The sequence below is a fragment of the Streptomyces sp. NPDC046887 genome (assembly GCF_040644755.1).
GTDB lineage: Bacteria > Actinomycetota > Actinomycetes > Streptomycetales > Streptomycetaceae > Streptomyces > Streptomyces lichenis.
The window spans coordinates 25,989-43,708 of record NZ_JBEYXH010000011.1 but is presented as its reverse complement, the minus strand read 5'-3'; the positions used below and the strand labels follow the sequence as shown (position 1 = coordinate 43,708).

The 17,720-nt window shown below is 72.7% G+C and carries 20 protein-coding genes and 1 tRNA gene; 5 read left to right on the top strand and 16 right to left on the bottom strand.

Annotation, left to right across the window (positions count from 1 at the left end; genetic code table 11):
• The first annotated feature begins 34 nt into the window (after window positions 1-34).
• A complete protein-coding gene (locus tag ABZ945_RS13435) occupies window positions 35-691 on the top strand; it encodes an SDR family oxidoreductase (protein ID WP_361267847.1) in 657 nt (218 codons plus the stop codon).
• Window positions 691-1,293, top strand: a complete 603-nt coding sequence (locus ABZ945_RS13430) for a GyrI-like domain-containing protein (protein ID WP_361267845.1) — start codon at window positions 691-693, stop codon at window positions 1,291-1,293. The genes ABZ945_RS13435 and ABZ945_RS13430 overlap by 1 nt, the downstream gene beginning before the upstream one ends.
• A 94-nt stretch (window positions 1,294-1,387) precedes the next feature.
• Here ABZ945_RS13430 and ABZ945_RS13425 read toward each other — a convergent pair.
• Window positions 1,388-1,469, bottom strand: a tRNA-Tyr gene (locus ABZ945_RS13425).
• Window positions 1,470-1,707: 238 nt separating this feature from the next.
• Here ABZ945_RS13425 and ABZ945_RS13420 point away from each other — a divergent pair.
• From ABZ945_RS13420 to ABZ945_RS13410, 3 genes are all read left to right on the top strand, one after another.
• Entirely contained in the window at window positions 1,708-2,196 is a 489-nt protein-coding gene (locus ABZ945_RS13420; protein WP_361267843.1) for a YajQ family cyclic di-GMP-binding protein, read from the top strand.
• Window positions 2,197-2,448: 252 nt separating this feature from the next.
• Window positions 2,449-3,009, top strand: a complete 561-nt coding sequence (locus ABZ945_RS13415; RefSeq protein ID WP_361267841.1) for a methylated-DNA--[protein]-cysteine S-methyltransferase — start codon at window positions 2,449-2,451, stop codon at window positions 3,007-3,009.
• Complete coding sequence (locus ABZ945_RS13410; protein ID WP_361267839.1) at window positions 3,006-3,683, top strand: alpha-ketoglutarate-dependent dioxygenase AlkB; 678 nt, start codon at window positions 3,006-3,008, stop codon at window positions 3,681-3,683. Before ABZ945_RS13415 ends, ABZ945_RS13410 begins: the two co-directional genes overlap by 4 nt.
• 29 nt (window positions 3,684-3,712) lie before the next feature.
• Here ABZ945_RS13410 and ABZ945_RS13405 read toward each other — a convergent pair whose 3' ends face one another.
• The 15 genes from ABZ945_RS13405 to ABZ945_RS13335 form a co-directional block, all read right to left on the bottom strand.
• Window positions 3,713-3,982, bottom strand: coding sequence for a GlsB/YeaQ/YmgE family stress response membrane protein (locus ABZ945_RS13405; RefSeq protein ID WP_361267837.1), 270 nt, complete (start codon window positions 3,980-3,982; stop codon window positions 3,713-3,715).
• A 122-nt stretch (window positions 3,983-4,104) separates the two neighbouring features.
• On the bottom strand, window positions 4,105-4,413 hold the full coding sequence (locus ABZ945_RS13400) for a hypothetical protein (protein WP_361267835.1): 309 nt from the start codon (window positions 4,411-4,413) through the stop codon (window positions 4,105-4,107).
• Between the two features lie 44 nt (window positions 4,414-4,457).
• Complete coding sequence (locus ABZ945_RS13395) at window positions 4,458-4,853, bottom strand: YccF domain-containing protein (protein WP_361267833.1); 396 nt, start codon at window positions 4,851-4,853, stop codon at window positions 4,458-4,460.
• Entirely contained in the window at window positions 4,850-5,713 is an 864-nt protein-coding gene (gene htpX, locus ABZ945_RS13390) for a zinc metalloprotease HtpX (protein ID WP_361267831.1), read from the bottom strand. The genes ABZ945_RS13395 and htpX overlap by 4 nt, the downstream gene beginning before the upstream one ends.
• A 175-nt stretch (window positions 5,714-5,888) precedes the next feature.
• Window positions 5,889-6,353, bottom strand: coding sequence for an MscL family protein (locus ABZ945_RS13385; protein ID WP_361267829.1), 465 nt, complete (start codon window positions 6,351-6,353; stop codon window positions 5,889-5,891).
• A 132-nt stretch (window positions 6,354-6,485) separates the two neighbouring features.
• The gene (locus ABZ945_RS13380) at window positions 6,486-8,084 is read right to left on the bottom strand and encodes an NADH-quinone oxidoreductase subunit N (RefSeq protein ID WP_361267827.1); all 1,599 of its coding nucleotides are present in this window, start codon (window positions 8,082-8,084) and stop codon (window positions 6,486-6,488) included.
• The gene (locus ABZ945_RS13375) at window positions 8,081-9,697 is read right to left on the bottom strand and encodes an NADH-quinone oxidoreductase subunit M (RefSeq protein WP_361267825.1); all 1,617 of its coding nucleotides are present in this window, start codon (window positions 9,695-9,697) and stop codon (window positions 8,081-8,083) included. Before ABZ945_RS13375 ends, ABZ945_RS13380 begins: the two co-directional genes overlap by 4 nt.
• A gap of 32 nt (window positions 9,698-9,729) precedes the next feature.
• A complete protein-coding gene (locus tag ABZ945_RS13370; protein WP_361267823.1) occupies window positions 9,730-11,781 on the bottom strand; it encodes an NADH-quinone oxidoreductase subunit L in 2,052 nt (683 codons plus the stop codon).
• Window positions 11,778-12,233: an NADH-quinone oxidoreductase subunit NuoK gene (gene nuoK, locus ABZ945_RS13365; RefSeq protein ID WP_361267821.1), complete on the bottom strand. Its 456-nt coding sequence runs from the start codon at window positions 12,231-12,233 to the stop codon at window positions 11,778-11,780. Before nuoK ends, ABZ945_RS13370 begins: the two co-directional genes overlap by 4 nt.
• Complete coding sequence (locus tag ABZ945_RS13360; RefSeq protein WP_361267819.1) at window positions 12,233-12,904, bottom strand: NADH-quinone oxidoreductase subunit J; 672 nt, start codon at window positions 12,902-12,904, stop codon at window positions 12,233-12,235. Before ABZ945_RS13360 ends, nuoK begins: the two co-directional genes overlap by 1 nt.
• A complete protein-coding gene (locus ABZ945_RS13355; protein WP_361267817.1) occupies window positions 12,901-13,572 on the bottom strand; it encodes an NADH-quinone oxidoreductase subunit I in 672 nt (223 codons plus the stop codon). Before ABZ945_RS13355 ends, ABZ945_RS13360 begins: the two co-directional genes overlap by 4 nt.
• Complete coding sequence (locus tag ABZ945_RS13350; protein ID WP_361267815.1) at window positions 13,572-14,540, bottom strand: complex I subunit 1 family protein; 969 nt, start codon at window positions 14,538-14,540, stop codon at window positions 13,572-13,574. The genes ABZ945_RS13355 and ABZ945_RS13350 overlap by 1 nt, the downstream gene beginning before the upstream one ends.
• Complete coding sequence (locus ABZ945_RS13345) at window positions 14,537-16,378, bottom strand: NADH-quinone oxidoreductase subunit C (RefSeq protein WP_361267813.1); 1,842 nt, start codon at window positions 16,376-16,378, stop codon at window positions 14,537-14,539. Before ABZ945_RS13345 ends, ABZ945_RS13350 begins: the two co-directional genes overlap by 4 nt.
• Window positions 16,375-17,022, bottom strand: a complete 648-nt coding sequence (locus ABZ945_RS13340) for an NADH-quinone oxidoreductase subunit B family protein (RefSeq protein WP_361267811.1) — start codon at window positions 17,020-17,022, stop codon at window positions 16,375-16,377. Before ABZ945_RS13340 ends, ABZ945_RS13345 begins: the two co-directional genes overlap by 4 nt.
• Entirely contained in the window at window positions 17,013-17,444 is a 432-nt protein-coding gene (locus tag ABZ945_RS13335; RefSeq protein WP_361268140.1) for an NADH-quinone oxidoreductase subunit A, read from the bottom strand. Before ABZ945_RS13335 ends, ABZ945_RS13340 begins: the two co-directional genes overlap by 10 nt.
• Window positions 17,445-17,720: the final 276 nt, after the last annotated feature.

Below are 17,720 nucleotides of genomic sequence, written 5' to 3'. Positions count from 1 at the left end.
GCGTTTCGGGCGGTCGAGTCGTACGGTCGGGAGCATGCGCATTGTCATCGCTGGAGGACACGGTCAGATCGCCCTGCGGCTGGAGCGGCTGCTCTCGGCAGGCGGGCACCAGGTGGCGGGGCTGATCCGCGACCCGGATCAGGCGGACGACCTGCGGGAGGCGGGCGCGGAGCCCGTGGAGCTGGATCTGGAGTCGGCGGCGATCGAGGCGGTCGAGTCCGTCCTGGCCGGTGCCGATGTGGCGGTCTTCGCGGCGGGCGCGGGCCCGGACAGCGGGGTCGAGCGCAAGCAGACCGTCGACCGGGAGGCGGCGGTGCTCTTCGCCGACGCGGCGGTACGGGCGGGGGTGCCGCGATACGTCCTGGTCTCCTCGATGGGGGCCGACCCCGACCACCAGGGCGACGAGGTCTTCGACATCTATCTGCGGGCCAAGGGCGAGGCGGACGCTCATGTGCGGTCCCTGGCGGGGCTGGGCTGGACGATCCTGAAGCCCGGCATGCTGACCAACGACGCGGGCACCGGCCTGGTCCGGCTGGAGGCGTCGACCGGTCGCGGCCCGGTACCGCGCGACGATGTGGCCGCCGTCCTCGCCGAACTGGTCGAGACCCCGGCGGCCGTGGGCCTCACCCTGGAACTGGTCGGCGGTTCGGTGCCAGTGACGGTCGCCGTCAAGGACATCGCGGGGAACTGATGGCACGTGGGAACGGTGATCTGACGGCCGGTGAGACCCCGGGCGCCGACGGCTCCGTGACGTCCGGTCCGGAGGTACGGTCCCGCCCCGAGCAGCCGTATGTCTTCCTGCGCCGCACCGTGCGCATGGACGGCTTCGCCGCGATCGCGGACCGGCTGCCCGAACTTGCCGCCTGGCTCGCGGCCCGGGACGTCCAGGCGGACGGGGCGCCCTTCTTCCGCTACAACTCCCTCCACCTGGACGGCGAGTCGGAGGTGGAGGCGGGCATCCCGGTCGCCGCCCTCCCGGAGCCGGAGGGCGACGTCGGCGTCGCCCTCCTCCCCGCCGGCCGCTACGCCGTCGTCACCCACACCGGCCCCCCGGACCTGCTCCCCGACACGGAAGCCGCCCTGCGCGACTGGGCGAGGGCCGAGGGCCTCGACTGGGACATGCGCGAGGTGGACGGCGTCGAGCACTGGGGCTGCCGCCTGGAGGTCCTCCGCACCGACCCCCGCGCCCACCCCGACCCCGCCCACTGGCAGACCGACCTCGCCTTCCGCCTCGCCGACACGGGCCTTGCCGACAGGGGCCCTGCCGGCATGGGCCTCACCGATACAGGCTGAAGCGGCGGGCGTCCGGCCCCCGCCCCCTTTACTTCCGGAACAACGAGAAACGGCCCCTGATCGCGTTTCCGCAGTCAGGGGCCGTCTCGTCGCGTGGCGGCGCCAGGATTCGAACCTGGGTAGGCTAAGCCGACGGATTTACAGTCCGCTCCCATTGGCCACTCGGGCACACCGCCATGGGACGTCGCCGTGGATAGGACCGCTTTGGGGCGGTTCTCCGTGGCAACGACGTAAACGATACCTGATGCCAGGGGGTGCTCCGCCACCCGGTTGATCAGCGCTTCCGGTGGGTCCGGGTGGCTAGGCTTTGCGGTGCGGCCGGGGTCCGGTCGCCACTCCCGGCAGACCGTACGCGCAGGTGCGCCCGTACGTGTCCGCACATCCGTACGCACCCGAACCAAGGAGCCACAGGACATGGCCGACTCCAGTTTCGACATCGTCTCGAAGGTCGAGCGGCAGGAGGTCGACAACGCCCTCAACCAGGCGGCGAAGGAGATCTCGCAGCGCTACGACTTCAAGAACGTCGGGGCCTCCATCGCCTGGTCCGGCGAGAAGATCCTGATGCAGGCGAACTCCGAGGAGCGGGTCAACGCGATCCTCGACGTCTTCCAGTCCAAGCTGATCAAGCGCGGCATCTCGCTGAAGGCGCTGGACGCCGGCGAGCCGCAGCTGTCCGGCAAGGAGTACAAGATCTTCGCGTCCATCGAGGAGGGCATCTCCCAGGACAACGCCAAGAAGGTGGCGAAGATCATCCGTGACGAGGGGCCGAAGGGCGTCAAGGCCCAGGTGCAGGGCGACGAGCTGCGGGTCAGCTCCAAGAGCCGGGACGACCTCCAGGCCGTGATCGCGCTGCTGAAGGGCCAGGACTTCGACTTCGCCCTGCAGTTCGTGAACTACCGGTAGGACGGGATGCTCAACCACCGGCAGGAGTCATGGACTGCCGGTGGGAGTGGTGGCGGACGGCCGCTGATCGCGCCGAGGTGGCGCGGTCGGCGGCCGTCGGCGTCGGGGGCCCGGCCAGCTGGGCGTCGCTGTGGCGCATCACTGTCCGAAACCCGCCAGCCCCGGCCCGGGCGCACCGCCAGACTGGATGGTGAAGACGGGGACGGGGACGGGGATGAGGACGAGGACGAGGACGGAAGAAGGGAACGGATCATGACGGTGTACGCGTATACCGAGAGCCCGGTCGGCGACATGCTGCTCGTCGGCAGCGAGGGTGCCGGGCCGCCCGGGCGGACCGCGCTGGTCTCGCTGTCCCTGCCGGGTCAGAAGGGCGGCGCCGTGGTCCAGGAGGGGTGGCGGCACGCGCCGAGGGCCTTCGACGGCATCACGGAGCAGCTGCGGGCCTACTTCGACTCCACGCTGACCCGGTTCGACGTGGAGTACGCGGACGCCGGGACGGACTTCCAGCGGCGGGTGTGGCGGGCGCTGGAGGACATCCCGTACGGCACCACGGTCAGCTACGGCGAGATCGCGGCGCTGGTCGGGTCGAGCGGCGCGGGGGTGCGTGCGGTCGGGACCGCGATCGGCCGCAACCCGCTGCTGGTCGTCCGCCCGTGCCACCGGGTGATCGGCGCGGACGGGGCACTGCGCGGCTACGCGGCCGGGCTGGACCGCAAGCGGCTGCTGCTCGGGCTGGAGGGGACGGGGGCCGGAAGCGGGGCGGGCGGGGCGGTGGTGTCCGGGACGGCCGAGGTGGGCGCGCTGACGTCGTGACGGATGACGCGCTGTTCCCGGTGGAGCGGAGGCGGCAGGAGGTCGCCCCCGGTGCCGTACATCTGCCCGGGTGGTTGCCGGCCGAGCGGCGGCGGGAGCTGGTCGAGGCGTGCCGGAGCTGGGCACGGGGGCCGGTGCCGATGCGCCATACCGTGCTGCCGAACGGCGGTGTGATGTCGGTGCAGACGGTCTGCCTGGGCTGGCACTGGCAGCCGTACCGCTACTCCCGTACGGCCGACGACGTGAACGGGGCGCCGGTCGCGGCCTTCCCGGAGTGGCTGGCCGAGTGGGGCCGGGCGGCGGTGGCCGACGCGTACGGCGACGACGGCGGCTACGCCCCGGACACGGCCCTGGTGAACTTCTACGGCGGCGCCGCCCGGATGGGCATGCACCAGGACAAGGAGGAGCGGTCGAGCGCTCCGGTGGTGTCCCTGAGCATCGGGGACACCTGTGTCTTCCGGTTCGGGAACACCGAGACCCGGGGCCGCCCGTACACGGACGTCGAGCTGCGGTCGGGTGACCTGTTCGTCTTCGGCGGCCCCTCGCGCTTCGCCTACCACGGGGTGCCCAAGGTGCTGACCGGGACCGGCGATCCGGCCGCGGGACTGGACTCCGGCCGATTGAACATCACCCTGCGCGAGACGGGGTTGGGCGGCGGGCGCAGCCGCGCATAGCGCGGGGCGGGCGGGGCGAGCGAGGTGCCTCAGCGCTCGCGCGAGTGGCCGAAGAGTATGCGGTAGGCGATCAGCAGCACGAGGGAGCCGCCTATCGCGGCCAGCCAGGTGGCGCCGTCGTAGAACTCGTTGGTGATCGGGCGGTCGAGGAAGCGCGCCGAGATCCAGCCGCCGACGAAGGCGCCCGCGACCCCGATGAGGGTGGTGCCGATCAGCCCTCCCGGGTCCCGCCCGGGAAGCAGGACCTTGGCGACGACTCCGGCCAGCAGGCCCAGAACGATCCAGCTCACGATGGACATACGGAGGGAACCTGCCTTTCGTGGAACGGTGCGACGGCGGACAACGGTGCCGTGCACAGGGGAGGACGCCCGGTCGGTGGGTGGAGGTTCCGGAAGCCGCGGGGGTGGGGGGTGGGCCGGGGTCAGACGCCGACGAGCAGGGAGGGTTCCCGTACGGAGAACGGGGGCTCCGTACGTGCGGACAGCGGGGACACCGTACGTATGCACGGCTGGGCGGCGGGCTTGGCGAGCGCCGCGTAGGCGGACTCGGCCGTTCCGTGGATGCCGTACTCGTCCGCGTACCAGCCCGTGCCGTCGAGCAGGGGCTCCAGCTGCTCGGCGAGGGTGACGGCGTCCACGCCCCAGGGGTCGTCGGCGGGCGCCGCGGCGAGGGCGCTTCTCGACGGCGTCGGGTACTTGCCGGACTCCCCGTACCTCACGTACTCGGTCATGGCTTCATGCTGCACCATGCCACTGACAACGGGTGGCGGGACGGTTACCAGCCGGAGACCAGGGGGCGGTCCGTGGGGACGATCTCCTTGCCCAGCGGGAACAGCGAGACCGGGATGAGCTTGAAGTTGGCGATGCCCAGCGGGATGCCGATGATCGAGACGCACAGGGCGATGCCGGTGAGGATGTGGCCCAGCGCGAGCCACCAGCCGGCGAGGATCAGCCACAGCACATTGACGAGGAAGGATCCGGCCCCCGCGTCCCGGCGGTCCACCACGGTCTGGCCGAAGGGCCACAGCGCGTAGACGCCGATGCGGAAGGCGGCCACACCGAACGGGATGCCGATGATGGTGATGCACAGCAGCAGTCCGGCGGCGAGATAGCCGAGGAACATCCAGAAGCCGCACAGGACGAGCCAGATGACGTTCAGGATTGTCTTCATCGTCGGGGACCTGCCATCCGTTCGAGTCGGGCGATGCGCTCCGCCATGGGCGGGTGGGTCGAGAACATCTTCGATAGGCCCTGCCCGGGCCGGAACGGGTTCGCGATCATCATATGACTGGCCGTCTCCAGGCGGGGCTCGGGCGGCAGCGGCAGCTGCTTGGTCCCGGCCTCCAGCTTGCGCAGGGCACTGGCCAGCGCCAGCGGGTCCCCGGTGAGCTGGGCGCCCGAGGCGTCCGCCTCGTACTCCCGGGAACGGCTGATGGCCAGCTGGATGACGGACGCGGCGAGCGGCCCCAGCAGCATGATCAGCAGCATCCCGAGCAGCCCGGGGCCCTCGTCGTCGTCCGAGCGGCCGATCGGGATCAGCCAGGCGAAGTTCACCAGGAACATGATCACGGAGGCGAGCGCTCCGGCGACGGACGAGATCAGGATGTCCCGATTGTAGACGTGGCTCAGCTCATGGCCGATGACCCCGCGCAGCTCACGCTCGTCCAGGAGCTGGAGGATGCCCTCGGTGCAGCAGACCGCGGCGTTGCGCGGGTTGCGGCCGGTGGCGAAGGCGTTGGGCGCCTGGGTGGGCGAGATGTACAGCCGGGGCATCGGCTGCCGGGCCTGGGTGGAGAGCTCGCGGACCATCCGGTAAAGCTGCGGCGCCTGGAACTCGCTGACCGGGCGGGCCCGCATGGCGCGCAGGGCCAGCTTGTCGCTGTTCCAGTACGCGTAGGCGTTGGTGCCGAGCGCGACCAGGAGCGCCACGACCAGACCCGTACGCCCGAAGAAACTGCCGATCAGGATGATGAGTGCGGACAGTCCTCCGAGGAGTACAGCGGTCTTCAGCCCGTTGTGCCGGCGGTGCACGGTACGCCCTCCAAGTGGTGCGGCAGGGGAACCCTTTCCGTGGTGCTGGTCCACGTCCTCAGTGGACCCTTCCCTGTGGGTCAACGCCAGGCGGGAAGCACGGGTTCCCAGGTCCGCGGGGCGGCGGGCTCTGCCGTACGGGTAAGGGGCGGTCTCCTCCGGGGCAACGGGGCCCTTACCGCTGGACGGGCAGACCGGCCTTGCGGGCGTTGTCCAGGGCCTCGGGCAGCGGCTCGATCTCGCTGGTGCAGTGGCCGCAGCGGCTGGCGACGGCCGGGATCTCGGTGTAGCAGCGGGGGCAGTCGCGGACGGCGGCCTTGATGTCGAAGGGGGCGTCCCGCTTGAACCGGTTCTGGATCTTCATCATGGGCACGACGACGCAGAAGTAGAGCACGGCGGCGGTGATCACGAAGGCGAGCGCGGCACTGATGAAGAGGCCGTAGGGGAAGTGCGCGCCTTGCGCGGTGAAGGTCTTCTTGCTGAAGTCGCCGACGGTTCCGGTCGCGATGCCGATCAGCGGGGTGATGAAGGCGTTGCTGAACGCCGTGACGACCGCCGTGAAGGCGGCGCCCACCGCGAGGCCGATCGCCATGGTGATGATGTTGCCGCGGAGGATGAAGTCCTTGAAACCGTTGAGCACGGCCTGCTCCTTGTGATGCGTGATGCGTGATGCGTGATGCGTGATGCGGGTGGTGCCCGGCGGCGGGGGTCCGTCCGGTGGGGCCGGGAAGACTCTAGAAGCTCGGACCGGCCGCGGGCACAACCGGTCGGGTCAGAAGAGGGTCCGGGCGGCGAAGCCCAGGACGAGCTGGGGATAGCCGGAGAGGGCCACGGCCGCCACGGTGGTGAGGGCGAGGGCCGCCGCCAGTGGGAGCGGCACGGGCTCCCTGACCTGGGTGGTGGCGGTCGCCGTTCCTGTGGGCACCGCGACCGGTGCGGTTTCCGGAACCGGTGCTTCCGTACGGGCCGGGGAGCGGAAGAGGACGGCCGTCCAGCGGAGGTAGTAGAAGAGGCCGAGCACTACGTTGACGGCCATGATCGCGGCGAGCCAGCCCAGCCCCGCGTCCACGGCCGCGGAGAACACGGTCACCTTGGCGAACAGGCCGATGATGCCGGGCGGCAGTCCGGCCAGGCAGAGCAGGAAGAAGGCCAGGGCGAGGGCGGCGGCGGGGCGGGTGGCGTAGAGGCCGCGGAAGTCCGCGATCCGCTTGGCCGGGTGGGTACGGGCCACCAGGGCGACCACCGCGAAGGCGCCCAGGTTGACCACCGCGTACATCAGGGCGTACGCGATCGTCGCGCCGACCGCGGCGGCGCCGGTGTACGCGGCGGCGGCCACCGGCACCAGCAGATAGCCCGCCTGGGCCACCGAGGACCAGGCGAGCAGCCGTACGGCGCTCAGCGCGCGGGCGGCGGACTGGCGCAGGGCGGCGGCGTTGCCCGCGGTCATGGTCAGCGCGGCGAGCACGGCCAGCGCGGGGCCCCAGACGTCGGCGTACGCGGGGAAGGCGATGACCGCGACCAGGATCAGCCCGGTGAAGCCGACCGCCTTTCCGACCACCGACAGATAGGCGGCGACCGGCAGCGGGGCGCCGGCGTAGGTGTCCGGCACCCAGAAGTGGAACGGCACGGCGGCCGTCTTGAAGGCGAAGCCCACCAGGGTGAGGGCGACGCCCGCGGTGGCCAGGGTGTCGAGCTGCCCCGGCACCCGCGGCAGGGCCTCAGCGATACCGGTCAGATGGAGGGTGCCGGTCGCGGCGTAGACGAAGCTCACGCCGAGCAGGGTGACGGCGGTCGCGGTGACCGAGGAGAGGAAGAACTTCAGCGCGGCCTCGCCGGACAGCCGGTCGCCGCGCCGGAGGCCGACCAGCGCGAAGGCCGGGAGGGAGGCCACCTCCAGGGCGACGACCAGGGTGGCGAGGTCGCGGGAGGCGGGCAGCAGCGCGGCGCCGGCGGTGGAGGAGAGCAGCAGAAACCAGAACTCGCCGGCCGGGAGGCCGGCGCTCCCGTCCCGCTGCCGCTCGGTCTCGGTGAGCGAGAGCAGCGCGGTCAGCAGGGCACCGCCGAGCACCAGGAACTGCACCGCGAGGGTGAAGTGGTCGGCGGTGTAGCCGCAGGTGGCGGGGTCGGTGGTGAGGCAGAAGGTGGACCGGTCGCCTGCCCGCAGCGGCAGCAGCGCGAGCAGCGCGGCGACCAGCCCGGCGATGGCGGTCCAGCCAAGCAGCCGGCGGCGTGCCGGGGGGACGAAGAGGTCGGCGACCAGCGCGACCAGCGCCACCACGGCGGTGATCACCGGGGGTGCGATGGCCGCCCAGTCGACGGACTGGACGAGCTCGGCGGAGGCGCTCGCGGCGGCGGTCGTGGCGGCGGTCACTGGTTGCCTCCTGCGAGGAGCTGCTGCACGGCCGGGTCGGTGAGGCCGAGGAGGAGCGCGGGCCAGAGGCCGGCGACGACGGTCAGGACGGCGAGCGGCGCCCAGGCGGCGGCCTCGTACGGCCGGATGTCGGCGAGGGTGGTTCCTTCGGTACGGGGCGGGGTGCCGGCGCCCCCGTGGGCCTCTGCGGTACGGGTCCCCGTCTCGGCGATGGCGGTGGGGCCCCGGCCCATGCAGAGGCGGCGCACCACCACCAGCAGATACGCGGCGGTGAGCAGGGTGCCGAAGGCGCCGATCGCGGTGAAGGTGAGGAAGGCGGGGCGGCTGAGGCCCTCGGCGGGGCGGAAGGCGCCGAAGAGGGCGAGCATCTCGCCCCAGAAGCCGGCCAGCCCGGGCAGGCCGAGCGAGGCGACGGCCGCGAAGGCGAACAGGCCGCCGAGACGCGGGGCGCGCCCGTAGAGGGCGGCGCCGGTCGCCCCGGCGAGGGTGTCCAGGTCGGCCGTGCCGTACCGCTCCTTGACCGCTCCGACCAGGAAGAACAGCAGTCCGGTGATGAGCCCGTGGGCGATGTTGGCGAACAGCGCGCCGTTGATCCCGGTGGGGGTCATGGACGCGATGCCGAGCAGCACGAAGCCCATATGGCCCACCGAGGAGTAGGCGATGAGCCGCTTCAGGTCGCCCTTGGCGCCGGTCCGGGCGAGGGCGAGGCACGCCAGTGAGCCGTAGATGATGCCGATGACGGCGAGCGCGGCGAGGTACGGGGCGAAGACCCGCATTCCGTCGGGTGCGACGGGCACGACGATCCGGACGAAGCCGTAGGTGCCCATCTTCAGCAGGACCCCGGCGAGCAGTACCGAGCCGACGGTCGGGGCGGCGGTGTGGGCGTCCGGCAGCCAGCTGTGCAGCGGCCACATCGGGGCCTTCACGGCGAGCCCGATCCCGATCGCCAGTACGGCGATGACCTGCACGGTCACGGTGAGTGAGCGGCCGTTGTCAGTGGCGAGTGCCACCATGTCGAATGTGCCCGCCCTCAGGCCTACGAGGAGCAGGCCGAGCAGCATGACGACCGAGCCGAGCAGGGTGTAGAGGATGAAGCGCCAGGCGGCGGCCTGACGCCGGGCACCGCCCCAGCGGGCGATGAGGAAGTACATCGGGATGAGCACCATCTCGAAGGCCAGGAAGAACAGCAGCAGATCGAGGACGGCGAAGCTGGCCAGGGTCCCGGCTTCCAGGACGAGGAGGAGCGCGATGAACGCCTTCGGGGAGGGGCCGGTGGGCGGGGAGAAGTAGCTGTAGAGCGCGCAGAGGAAGGTCAGCAGCGCGGTGAGCACCAGAAGGGGGAGGGAGATGCCGTCGATGCCGAGGTGGATGCGCACGTCCAGCGCGGGGATCCAGCTGATGTCGGTGGTCGCCTGCATCCTGGACGGCTGGTCGTGGTCGAAGCCGAGCGCGAGGACGACGGCGGCGATGAGCACTGCCGCGGTGACCGTGACACCGTGGCGCAGCACCGCCTGGTCGGGCGACGTGCCCTTCAGCCCCGGCGGGGCCGGGAGCAGGGCGGCGGCGGCGCCGAGGAGCGGGCCGACGACGAGGAACGCGAGAAGGAACTGCATCACGGACGGGCTGATATCGATCACGGCGCGGCTCACGATCCGGCGTTGACGTGGGCAAGGACGACGGCGGCGACCGCCAGGACCGTGGAGCCGGCCAGCAGCACGCTGAGGTAGGTCTGCACATTGCCGGTCTGGGCGCGGCGGACGGTCCAGCCGAGCAGCCGTGAGCCGGCGCCCGCACCGCGGACATAGCTCTCCACCACCTCGCGGTCGAGGAAGGCGACCAGGGAGGCGGCGGCCCGGACGGGCCTGACGAAGAGGGCCGAGTAGACGGCGTCCAGATGGAAGCCGGCGGCGGCCGGGCGGTGCAGCGGGCCGAGGAGCAGGCGCCCGGGGTCGGCCGGGTCGGAGGCGGCGGCGATGTCCCCGTAGGCGGGGGTGTGGCTGGCGATGGCCTCCGCCTCGGAGACGGCGGGCTCGGCCTCCGGGTGGGCGGCGACGGCGCCGAGCGGGGTGCGGGCGGCCAGCGCGGTGGTGTGCCGCCAGGTGGCATAGGTGACCAGCGCTCCGACGAGCGCGACGCCGGTGGAGAGTACGGCGGTGGTGAGCGTCGGGGTGAGGCGGTGGCCGTCGAACCAGTCGGGCAGGAAGGGGGCGGCCAGGCCGAAGGCGAGCGAGGGGAGGGCGAGCACCCACAGCACGGCGGTCATGGCGAGCGGCTGGCGGGCCGGGGTCTTCTCCGCTCGGCCGGGATGGGCAGCCTGGTGGGGGTCCGGTGCCTCGGCACCGTCGCCGCGGAAGGCCAGCAGCCAGAGCCGGGTCGCATAGGCGGCGGTGAGCAGGGCGGTGAGCAGACCGGAGACCAGGACGATCCAGCCGGCGCCGACCGGGATCTGCCCACCCGCCGCGGAGGGCTCGCCGAGGGCGGTGTGCTCGGCGGCCACCAGGACGGCCTCCTTGGAGAAGAAGCCGGCGAAGGGAGGGAGCGCGGCGAGCGCCAGCAGGGCGATCGTCATCGTCCAGTAGGCGTCGGGGATACGGCGGCTCAGGCCGCGCATCCGGGACATGGCGGCCAGCGAGTTGGTGCCGGCGGCGTGGATCACCACACCCGCGCCGAGGAACAGCAGCGCCTTGAAGGCGCCGTGCGCGAGGAGGTGGAAGAGGGCGGCGCCGCGGTCCCCGACGGCCAGGGCGCCGGTCATATAGCCGAGCTGGCCGATGGTCGAGTAGGCGAGCACCCGCTTGATGTCGTCCTGGGCGAGTGCCGCGATACCGGAGCCGACCATGGTGATCGCGGCGAGCACGGCCAGTACGAGGAGGGCGGCCGCGGAGGCGGCGAAGACGGGAAGGAGCCGGGCCACGACATAGACGCCGGCCGCGACCATGGTGGCGGCGTGGATCAGCGCGGACACCGGGGTGGGGCCGGCCATGGCGTCGGGCAGCCAGGTGTGCAGCGGGAACTGCGCCGACTTGCCCGCGACCCCGGCGAGCAGCAGCAGCGCCACCACGGTGGGGTGGTCGAGCCGGCCCTGGGCGACCGCGTCCAGCACCCCGGTGATCCGGAAGGTCCCGGCGTCGGCGGCGAGGGCGAAGAGCCCGATGAGGAAGGGGACGTCGCCCAGCTTGGTGACCAGGAAGGCCTTGAGCGAGGCGGCCCGGGCCTCGGGGGTCTCCCAGTAGTGGCCGACCAGGAAGTACGAGCAGATGCCCATGACCTCCCAGCCGACCAGCAGCACCATCAGGTCGCCGGAGTAGACGACGAGCAGCATCGCGGAGGTGAACAGGGAGACCAGCGCGGCGTACGAGGGGTAGCGCGGGTCGTCGCGCAGATAGGCCGTCGAGTAGATCTGCACACAGCAGGCGACCAGGGCGACCAACACGGCGGTGAGCACCGCGAAGCCGTCGAGGTGCAGGGCGAGATCGATCGGTACGGAGCCGGTGGGCGTGAGCCGGGTGGCGGCGTCGATCGCCGGTCCCCCGCCCTGCCGGACGGCCACCAGCACGGTCAGGCCGAGCGTGGCGAGCGTCGGTACGACGGCCAGCGGGCGGACGAACCCGGGCGCGGTGCGGCCGAGCAGCAGTCCGCCGGCGGCGGCGAGGAACGGGAGGAGGGGGACGAGGACGGCGAGGGTCGTGGTGGTCACGCGGTGGCCTCGGCCTTCTCGCCGGCCGCCCGGCCGGGGTCGGTGCGGTCGGAGTCGGGGTCGTCGGCATCGGGGTCGTCACCACCGGAGCCGCCGTCGTCGGCGCCCGGGTCGGTGGGGCCGAGGGCGGCGGACAGGCGGGGGCGCGGCTCGGCGGTGTCCCGGAGGCGGTCGACGTCGGAGGTGTCGCGGTTGCGGTGGACCATCAGCACGATGGCCAGGCCGATGCCGATCTCGGCGGCGGCGATGGCGATGGTGAAGAGGGTCAGCGCCTGTCCCGCGTGCAGGGTGTCGCGGAGCCAGACGTCGAAGGCGACCAGGTTGAGGTTGACCGCGTTGAGCATCAGCTCGACGGACATCAGGACCAGGATCGCGTTCCGCCGGGCGAGTACCCCGTAGAGCCCGGTGCAGAACAGCAGGACGGCGAGGACCGCCGGGTAGGCGAGGTGCATCAGCGGTCCTTCCCGGGGGCGGTGTGGTGGGGGCCCTGTCTCTGGGGGCCCTCTCCCCGGGGTTCCTTCGCGTCGTCGCCGTCTCCGTCGCCATCCCCGTCGCCGCTACGGCGGGAGAGCACGATGGCGCCGACCAGCGCGGCGAGGAGGAGGACCGACAGCGCCTCGAAGGGCAGCACCCAGTGCCGGAAGAGGATCTCGCCGGACACCCGGGTGGAGCCCTGGGCCGGGCCGCCCAGGTCGATCCAGGTGGTACGGAAGGCGTCGACCACCACCCAGAGGAGGGCGGCGGCCGCGGCGGTGGCCACGGCGAGCGCGACCGGCCGGTTGCCCGAGTCGGCGTCCGGGGAGCGCCCGATCGGCGCCCTGGTGAGCATCAGCCCGAAGAGGAGGAGGACGACCACGGAGCCGACGTAGATCAGGACCTGCACCCAGGCGATGAACTCGGCCGTCAGCAACAGGTACTCCACGGCGAGGCCGCCGAGCGCCACGACGAGCCAGAGCGCGGCGTGCACCAGCTGCCGGGTGGTCACCGTGATCACGGCCGCCCCGAGGGTGACGGCACCCACGAGGAGGAAGGCGATCTCGACACCGGTCGGCGACAGGAAGCCGGGGGCGGTGGCGGCCGGGGCGGTGGCGGCGGTGGCGGTGGCGGTGGCGAGCAGGGTCACTCGGTGCCTCCCTGGGCCCCGGGGCCCGGCTGACGGGGGCCCGGCTGTCCGTCGGCACCCTCGGAGGGGGCCTCCTTGGCCCCCGCGGCCCCCGTGGCCTCGGCGGCCTGGGCTGCTTCGGCGGCTTGGGCTGCTTCGGCGGCCTGGGTGGCGGCGAGCTTGTCGGCGGCCTTGCGGGCGGCGGCCAGCTCCTTGGGCTCCTCCGCGCCCGGGTCGAGGGCCGGCGGCTCGGGCACGGTCCACATCCACTCGCGCAGCTTGTCCCGCTCGTGGGTCAGCTCGTGGATGTCCGTCTCCGCGTACTCGAACTCCGGCGACCAGAACAGCGCGTCGAAAGGACAGACCTCGATGCAGATACCGCAGTACATGCACAGGGCGAAGTCGATCGCGAAACGGTCGAGGACATTGCGGCTGCGCTCCCGGCCCCCCGGAGTGGCGGCCGGCACCGTCTCCTTGTGGGAGTCGATGTAGATGCACCAGTCGGGGCACTCGCGGGCGCAGAGCATGCAGACGGTGCAGTTCTCCTCGAACAGCCCGATCACCCCGCGGGTGCGGGGCGGCAGTTCGGGCTGGGCGTCCGGGTACTGAGCGGTGTGGCTCTTGCGCGTCATCGTCCGGAGCGTGACGGCCAGCCCCTTGGCCAGGCCGGAGCCGGGGATCGGAGGCATTACTGGATCACCACCTTGACGACGCCGGTGAGGGCGATCTGGGCGAGGGCGAGCGGGACGAGCGTGGTCCAGGCGAGCTTCTGGAGCTGGTCCTCGCGCAGCCGCGGGTAGCTGACGCGCAGCCAGATGACGACGAAGGCGAGAACGGCCGTCTTCAGCAGGGTCCACAGCCAGCCGAGTCCGTCGGCGCCGAACGGCCCGTGCCAGCCGCCGAGGAAGAGGACGGTGGTCAGACCGCAGAGCACGACGATCCCCGCGTACTCGGCGAGCAGGAACAGCGCGAACCGCAGACCGGTGTACTCGGTGTAGGCGCCGAAGATGATCTCCGAGTCGGCGACCGGCATGTCGAACGGCGGCCGCTGGAGCTCGGCGAGGCCCGCGATGAAGAAGACCAGGGCTCCGGTGATCTGCCAGGGCAGCCACCACCACTCGAAGGCGTCCAGGATGCCCGGCAGCGACACGGTGCCGGCGGCCATCGCCACGGAGGCGGCGGCGAGCAGCATGGGCAGCTCATAGGCGAGCAGCTGCGCGGCCGTACGCAGACCGCCGAGCAGGGAGAACTTGTTGGCGGACGCCCAGCCCGCCATCAGGGAGCCGAGGACGCCGACGCCCATCACGGCGAGCACGAAGAAGATCCCGGCGTCGACCACCTGGCCGACCGCTCCTTCGCCGGGACCGATCGGGATGGCCACGAGCACCAGGAGGTACGGGAGGAGGGCGACGGCGGGGGCGAGCTGGAAGACCCGGCGGTCGGCGTCGGCCGGCACCACGTCCTCCTTCTGCGCGAACTTGACCCCGTCCGCGACCAGCTGGGCCCAGCCGTGGAACCCGCCCGCGTACATCGGTCCCAGCCGCCCCTGCATATGCGCCATGACCTTGTGCTCCGTCTGGCCGACCACCAGCGGCAGCACCAGGAACACGGCGAAGACGACGAGCAGCCGCAGGGCGATGTCGAGTGCGTCGCTCACGCGTCTGTGTCTCCTTCGGTCGGTCGGTCGTCGGCGGGGGTGGAGGGGGTGGACGGGGTATCCGGTGTGCGCGGCTTGTCCGGCATGCGGGGCGCGCTCGACCGGTCCGGCACGCCCGCTCTGCCCGGCGCGGCCGGGGTATCCGGCGCCTCCGGCGTGCTTCGCGTGTTCGGCCGGTGGGATGCGTTCGGCGTGTCAGGCCGGTGAGGCTCGTTCGGCGCGCCCGCGCTGCCCGGCGCGGCCGGGGTGTCCGGCGCGTCCGGCGTGCTCGGCTCGTCCGGCGCCCGGTCCTCGGGCGTCTTCTTCGGCTCGGCGGCTCTCTCGGCCTCGGCGGCTGTTGTCGGCTCGGCGGCTCTCTCGGCCTCGGGGGCTGTTGTCGGCTCGGCGGCTCTCTCGGCCTCGGGGGCTGTTGTCGGCTCGGCGGCCATGTCCGGCTCGGCGGGCCTCTCGGCCTCGGCGGCCGTGTCCGGCTCGGTGGTCTTCTCCGTCTTGGCTGTCTTCTCCGCCTTGGCGGCGTCGCCGGTCTCGTCGATCGCGTCGTCGGCACCGTCGTCTTGGCCGGTCTTCTCGGCGGGCGTGGCGGGGCGAGGGTCCCGGCGGGGCTCGGGCTCGTCGTCGAAGGCCGGGCGCGGGTTGTTCCAGGGGGCGTCCGCGCTACGGGTGCGCGGCGGCCGCGATGCGCCCCTGGGCGTACCGGCGGAGGTGTCTTCGGCGGACGGCGAGGGCTCCGAGGCGCGGGGGGACTGCGTCCGCTCCGAGGATGCGGCGCCGGTGGCTTCGGGGCCGGTGGTGCGCTGGCTGGCCGAGCCGGCGCTTGCGCTGCGGTTGCGGCGGGGGGCGGCCGGGGTCGGCGGCTGCGCGGAGGGTTCGTCCGCGGCGGCGCCCGAGCCCGTACCCGAGGAAGAGGCCGTGTCCGGGGCCTGGCCGGCCGAGCCCTCGGAGGCTCGCCGGTTGCGGCGGGGCGGGCGGGCGGCGCCCTGCGCCGGGGCGGCCCCCTCGTCCGGACCGTCCGTGTCCGGACTGGTGGCCGGGGATGTCTGGCTGGCCGAACCGTCCGAGGCACGCCGGGCGCGGCGGGGGCGGGGGGCCTCGGACGGTTCCGCAGCGGCGGGGGCGGCGGCGCCGGAAGCTTCCGCCGTCGGGTCGGTGGGGGCGGTCTGGCCGGTCGGGCCCTCGCCGGCCGTGCGGGTACGCCGTACCGGCCGGTCGCCCGCGGCACGGGCCGGGCGCTCGCGGGTCGGGCGGGCCGGGGCGGGCGGGAGCTGGCCCTTGAGCGGTCCCCACTCGTTGGGGTCGGGCACGCCGGGCGGCAGCATCTGGCGCCGCTTCGGGCCGCCGTGCTCCGACTCGCCCGGCTCCTTGGCCCCCGGCCAGGCCTTCGCCACCCGGGCGGCCAGCACGAAGTCCTTGCGCAGTGGGTGGCCCTCGAAGTTCTCCGGCAGCAGCAGCGGGACGAGGTGCGGATGGCCGGTGAAGACCACGCCGAACATCTCATGCGTCTCCCGCTCGTGCCAGGCGGCGCCCGCGTAGACGCCGACGGCGCTCGGCAGTTCGGGCGCGGTGTGCGGCACCGTGGTGCGCAGCATCAGCCGCCGCACCCGGCCGCCGTCGAGGGCGACCAGGTGGGCGCAGACGCGAAAGCCCGTGGCGGGCTCGTCGACGGCGCTCAGCCAGTCGAAGTAGGTGCAGGCCAGCGCGGAGCGGGCGGTCTCCAGGGCGGCGATCCAGTCGGCGGCCGGGACGTCCACGGTGAGCAGGTCGTATGCCTGCTCGGCGGTGGCCTCCGGGCCGAAGACCTCGGTGACGGCGTCCGGCAGGGAATCGTGGGCGGCGTTCACGAGGGGCCTCCCGCGGGCGGCGGGGTCAGGCCGCTGCGGAGCCGCTCGACCGGGGACGGCGGGCGGCCGCCGTGGCCGTAGCGCTCGCCGAGCGACTCGTGGGCGATCTTCTCCTGGAGTTTGAGGATGCCCTGGAGCAGCGCCTCGGGCCGGGGCGGGCAGCCCGGTACGTACACATCGACCGGGATGATCTGGTCGACGCCCTTGGTGACGGAGTACGAGTCCCAGTACGGTCCGCCGCAGTTGGAGCAGGCGCCGAAGGAGATGACGTACTTCGGCTCCGGCATCTGCTCGTACAGCCGCTTGACCGCGGGCGCCATCTTGTCGGTGACCGTCCCGGACACCACCATCAGGTCGGCCTGGCGCGGTCCGGGCGCGAACGGGATCACCCCGAGCCGGATGAAGTCGTGGCGGGCCATGGAGGCGGCGATGAACTCGATCGCGCAGCAGGCCAGCCCGAAGTTGAACACCCACAGGCTGTAGCGGCGGCCCCAGTTGAGGACCACCTTCATCGGCTCGGGGGCGAGCCGGGCGAGGGCGCCGAGGCGCCCACTGCCGCCGGTGGCCGGGGTCGCGCCGGTTCCGGCGGCGGAGGGGAGCTGGGGATCGGGGAGGTCGACCGACGTCCCGCGGGTCACGTCCATGTCAGGACGCCCTTCTTATACGCGTAGAGCAGCCCCACGGCGAGGAAGCCGAGGAAGACGAACATCTCGACCAGCGTGGTGCCGCCGTAGCCGGGTGCGGCGAAGACGGTCGCCCAGGGGAAGAGGAAGATCGAGTCCACCGCGAAGATGACGTACAGAAAAGCGTAGACGTAGTAGCGGACCTGAGTGTGGGCCCAGCCCTCGCCGACCGGGTCGACACCGCACTCGTACGTCAGCAGCTTCTCGGGGGTGGGGACGACGGGCCGCAGCAGCCGGCCGGCCCCGAAGGCGGCGGCGACGAACAGGACGCCGAGGACGGCGAGCAGGCCGACGACCGAGTAACTCTGGAAGTAGTCCGCCGCGAGAGGGCCGGCGGCGCCCGGCACGGTCGCCGTGGTCGGTGCGCTCGCCGCGATCGGCACCGCCGCCGCGGTCGGTTCCGGCACGTCCGTCTCCCTCGTTCCCTGCCCGTGTGCTTCGGTGTCCGCTACCGCCTGCGAGGTGCGCGCGGTCACCGGCGGTCCTTATGCGATCTGTACGCACGGGAGTCTAGGCCCTGGGCTCGCGCCGGCGGCCAGCCGTGCCACCCGCCGGGACGGCAGACGGACGGGCGCGGGCGGGCGCGGGGGTGGGGTTAACCCCCGGATGGATCCACCGACATACCCCATGGCGGCGGCGGGTGCGGCACCGGCAACCTG

Coding starts and splice junctions, on each gene's coding strand:
- ABZ945_RS13340 (WP_361267811.1), bottom strand. CDS start 17,022: ATGGACGTGACCCGCGGGACGTCGGTCGACCTCCCCGATCCCCAGCTC.
- ABZ945_RS13420 (WP_361267843.1), top strand. CDS start 1,708: ATGGCCGACTCCAGTTTCGACATCGTCTCGAAGGTCGAGCGGCAGGAG.
- ABZ945_RS13395 (WP_361267833.1), bottom strand. CDS start 4,853: ATGAAGACAATCCTGAACGTCATCTGGCTCGTCCTGTGCGGCTTCTGG.
- ABZ945_RS13405 (WP_361267837.1), bottom strand. CDS start 3,982: ATGTCCATCGTGAGCTGGATCGTTCTGGGCCTGCTGGCCGGAGTCGTC.
- ABZ945_RS13435 (WP_361267847.1), top strand. CDS start 35: ATGCGCATTGTCATCGCTGGAGGACACGGTCAGATCGCCCTGCGGCTG.
- ABZ945_RS13400 (WP_361267835.1), bottom strand. CDS start 4,413: ATGACCGAGTACGTGAGGTACGGGGAGTCCGGCAAGTACCCGACGCCG.
- ABZ945_RS13415 (WP_361267841.1), top strand. CDS start 2,449: ATGACGGTGTACGCGTATACCGAGAGCCCGGTCGGCGACATGCTGCTC.
- ABZ945_RS13375 (WP_361267825.1), bottom strand. CDS start 9,697: ATGCAGTTCCTTCTCGCGTTCCTCGTCGTCGGCCCGCTCCTCGGCGCC.
- ABZ945_RS13355 (WP_361267817.1), bottom strand. CDS start 13,572: ATGCCTCCGATCCCCGGCTCCGGCCTGGCCAAGGGGCTGGCCGTCACG.
- ABZ945_RS13430 (WP_361267845.1), top strand. CDS start 691: ATGGCACGTGGGAACGGTGATCTGACGGCCGGTGAGACCCCGGGCGCC.
- nuoK (WP_361267821.1), bottom strand. CDS start 12,233: ATGCACCTCGCCTACCCGGCGGTCCTCGCCGTCCTGCTGTTCTGCACC.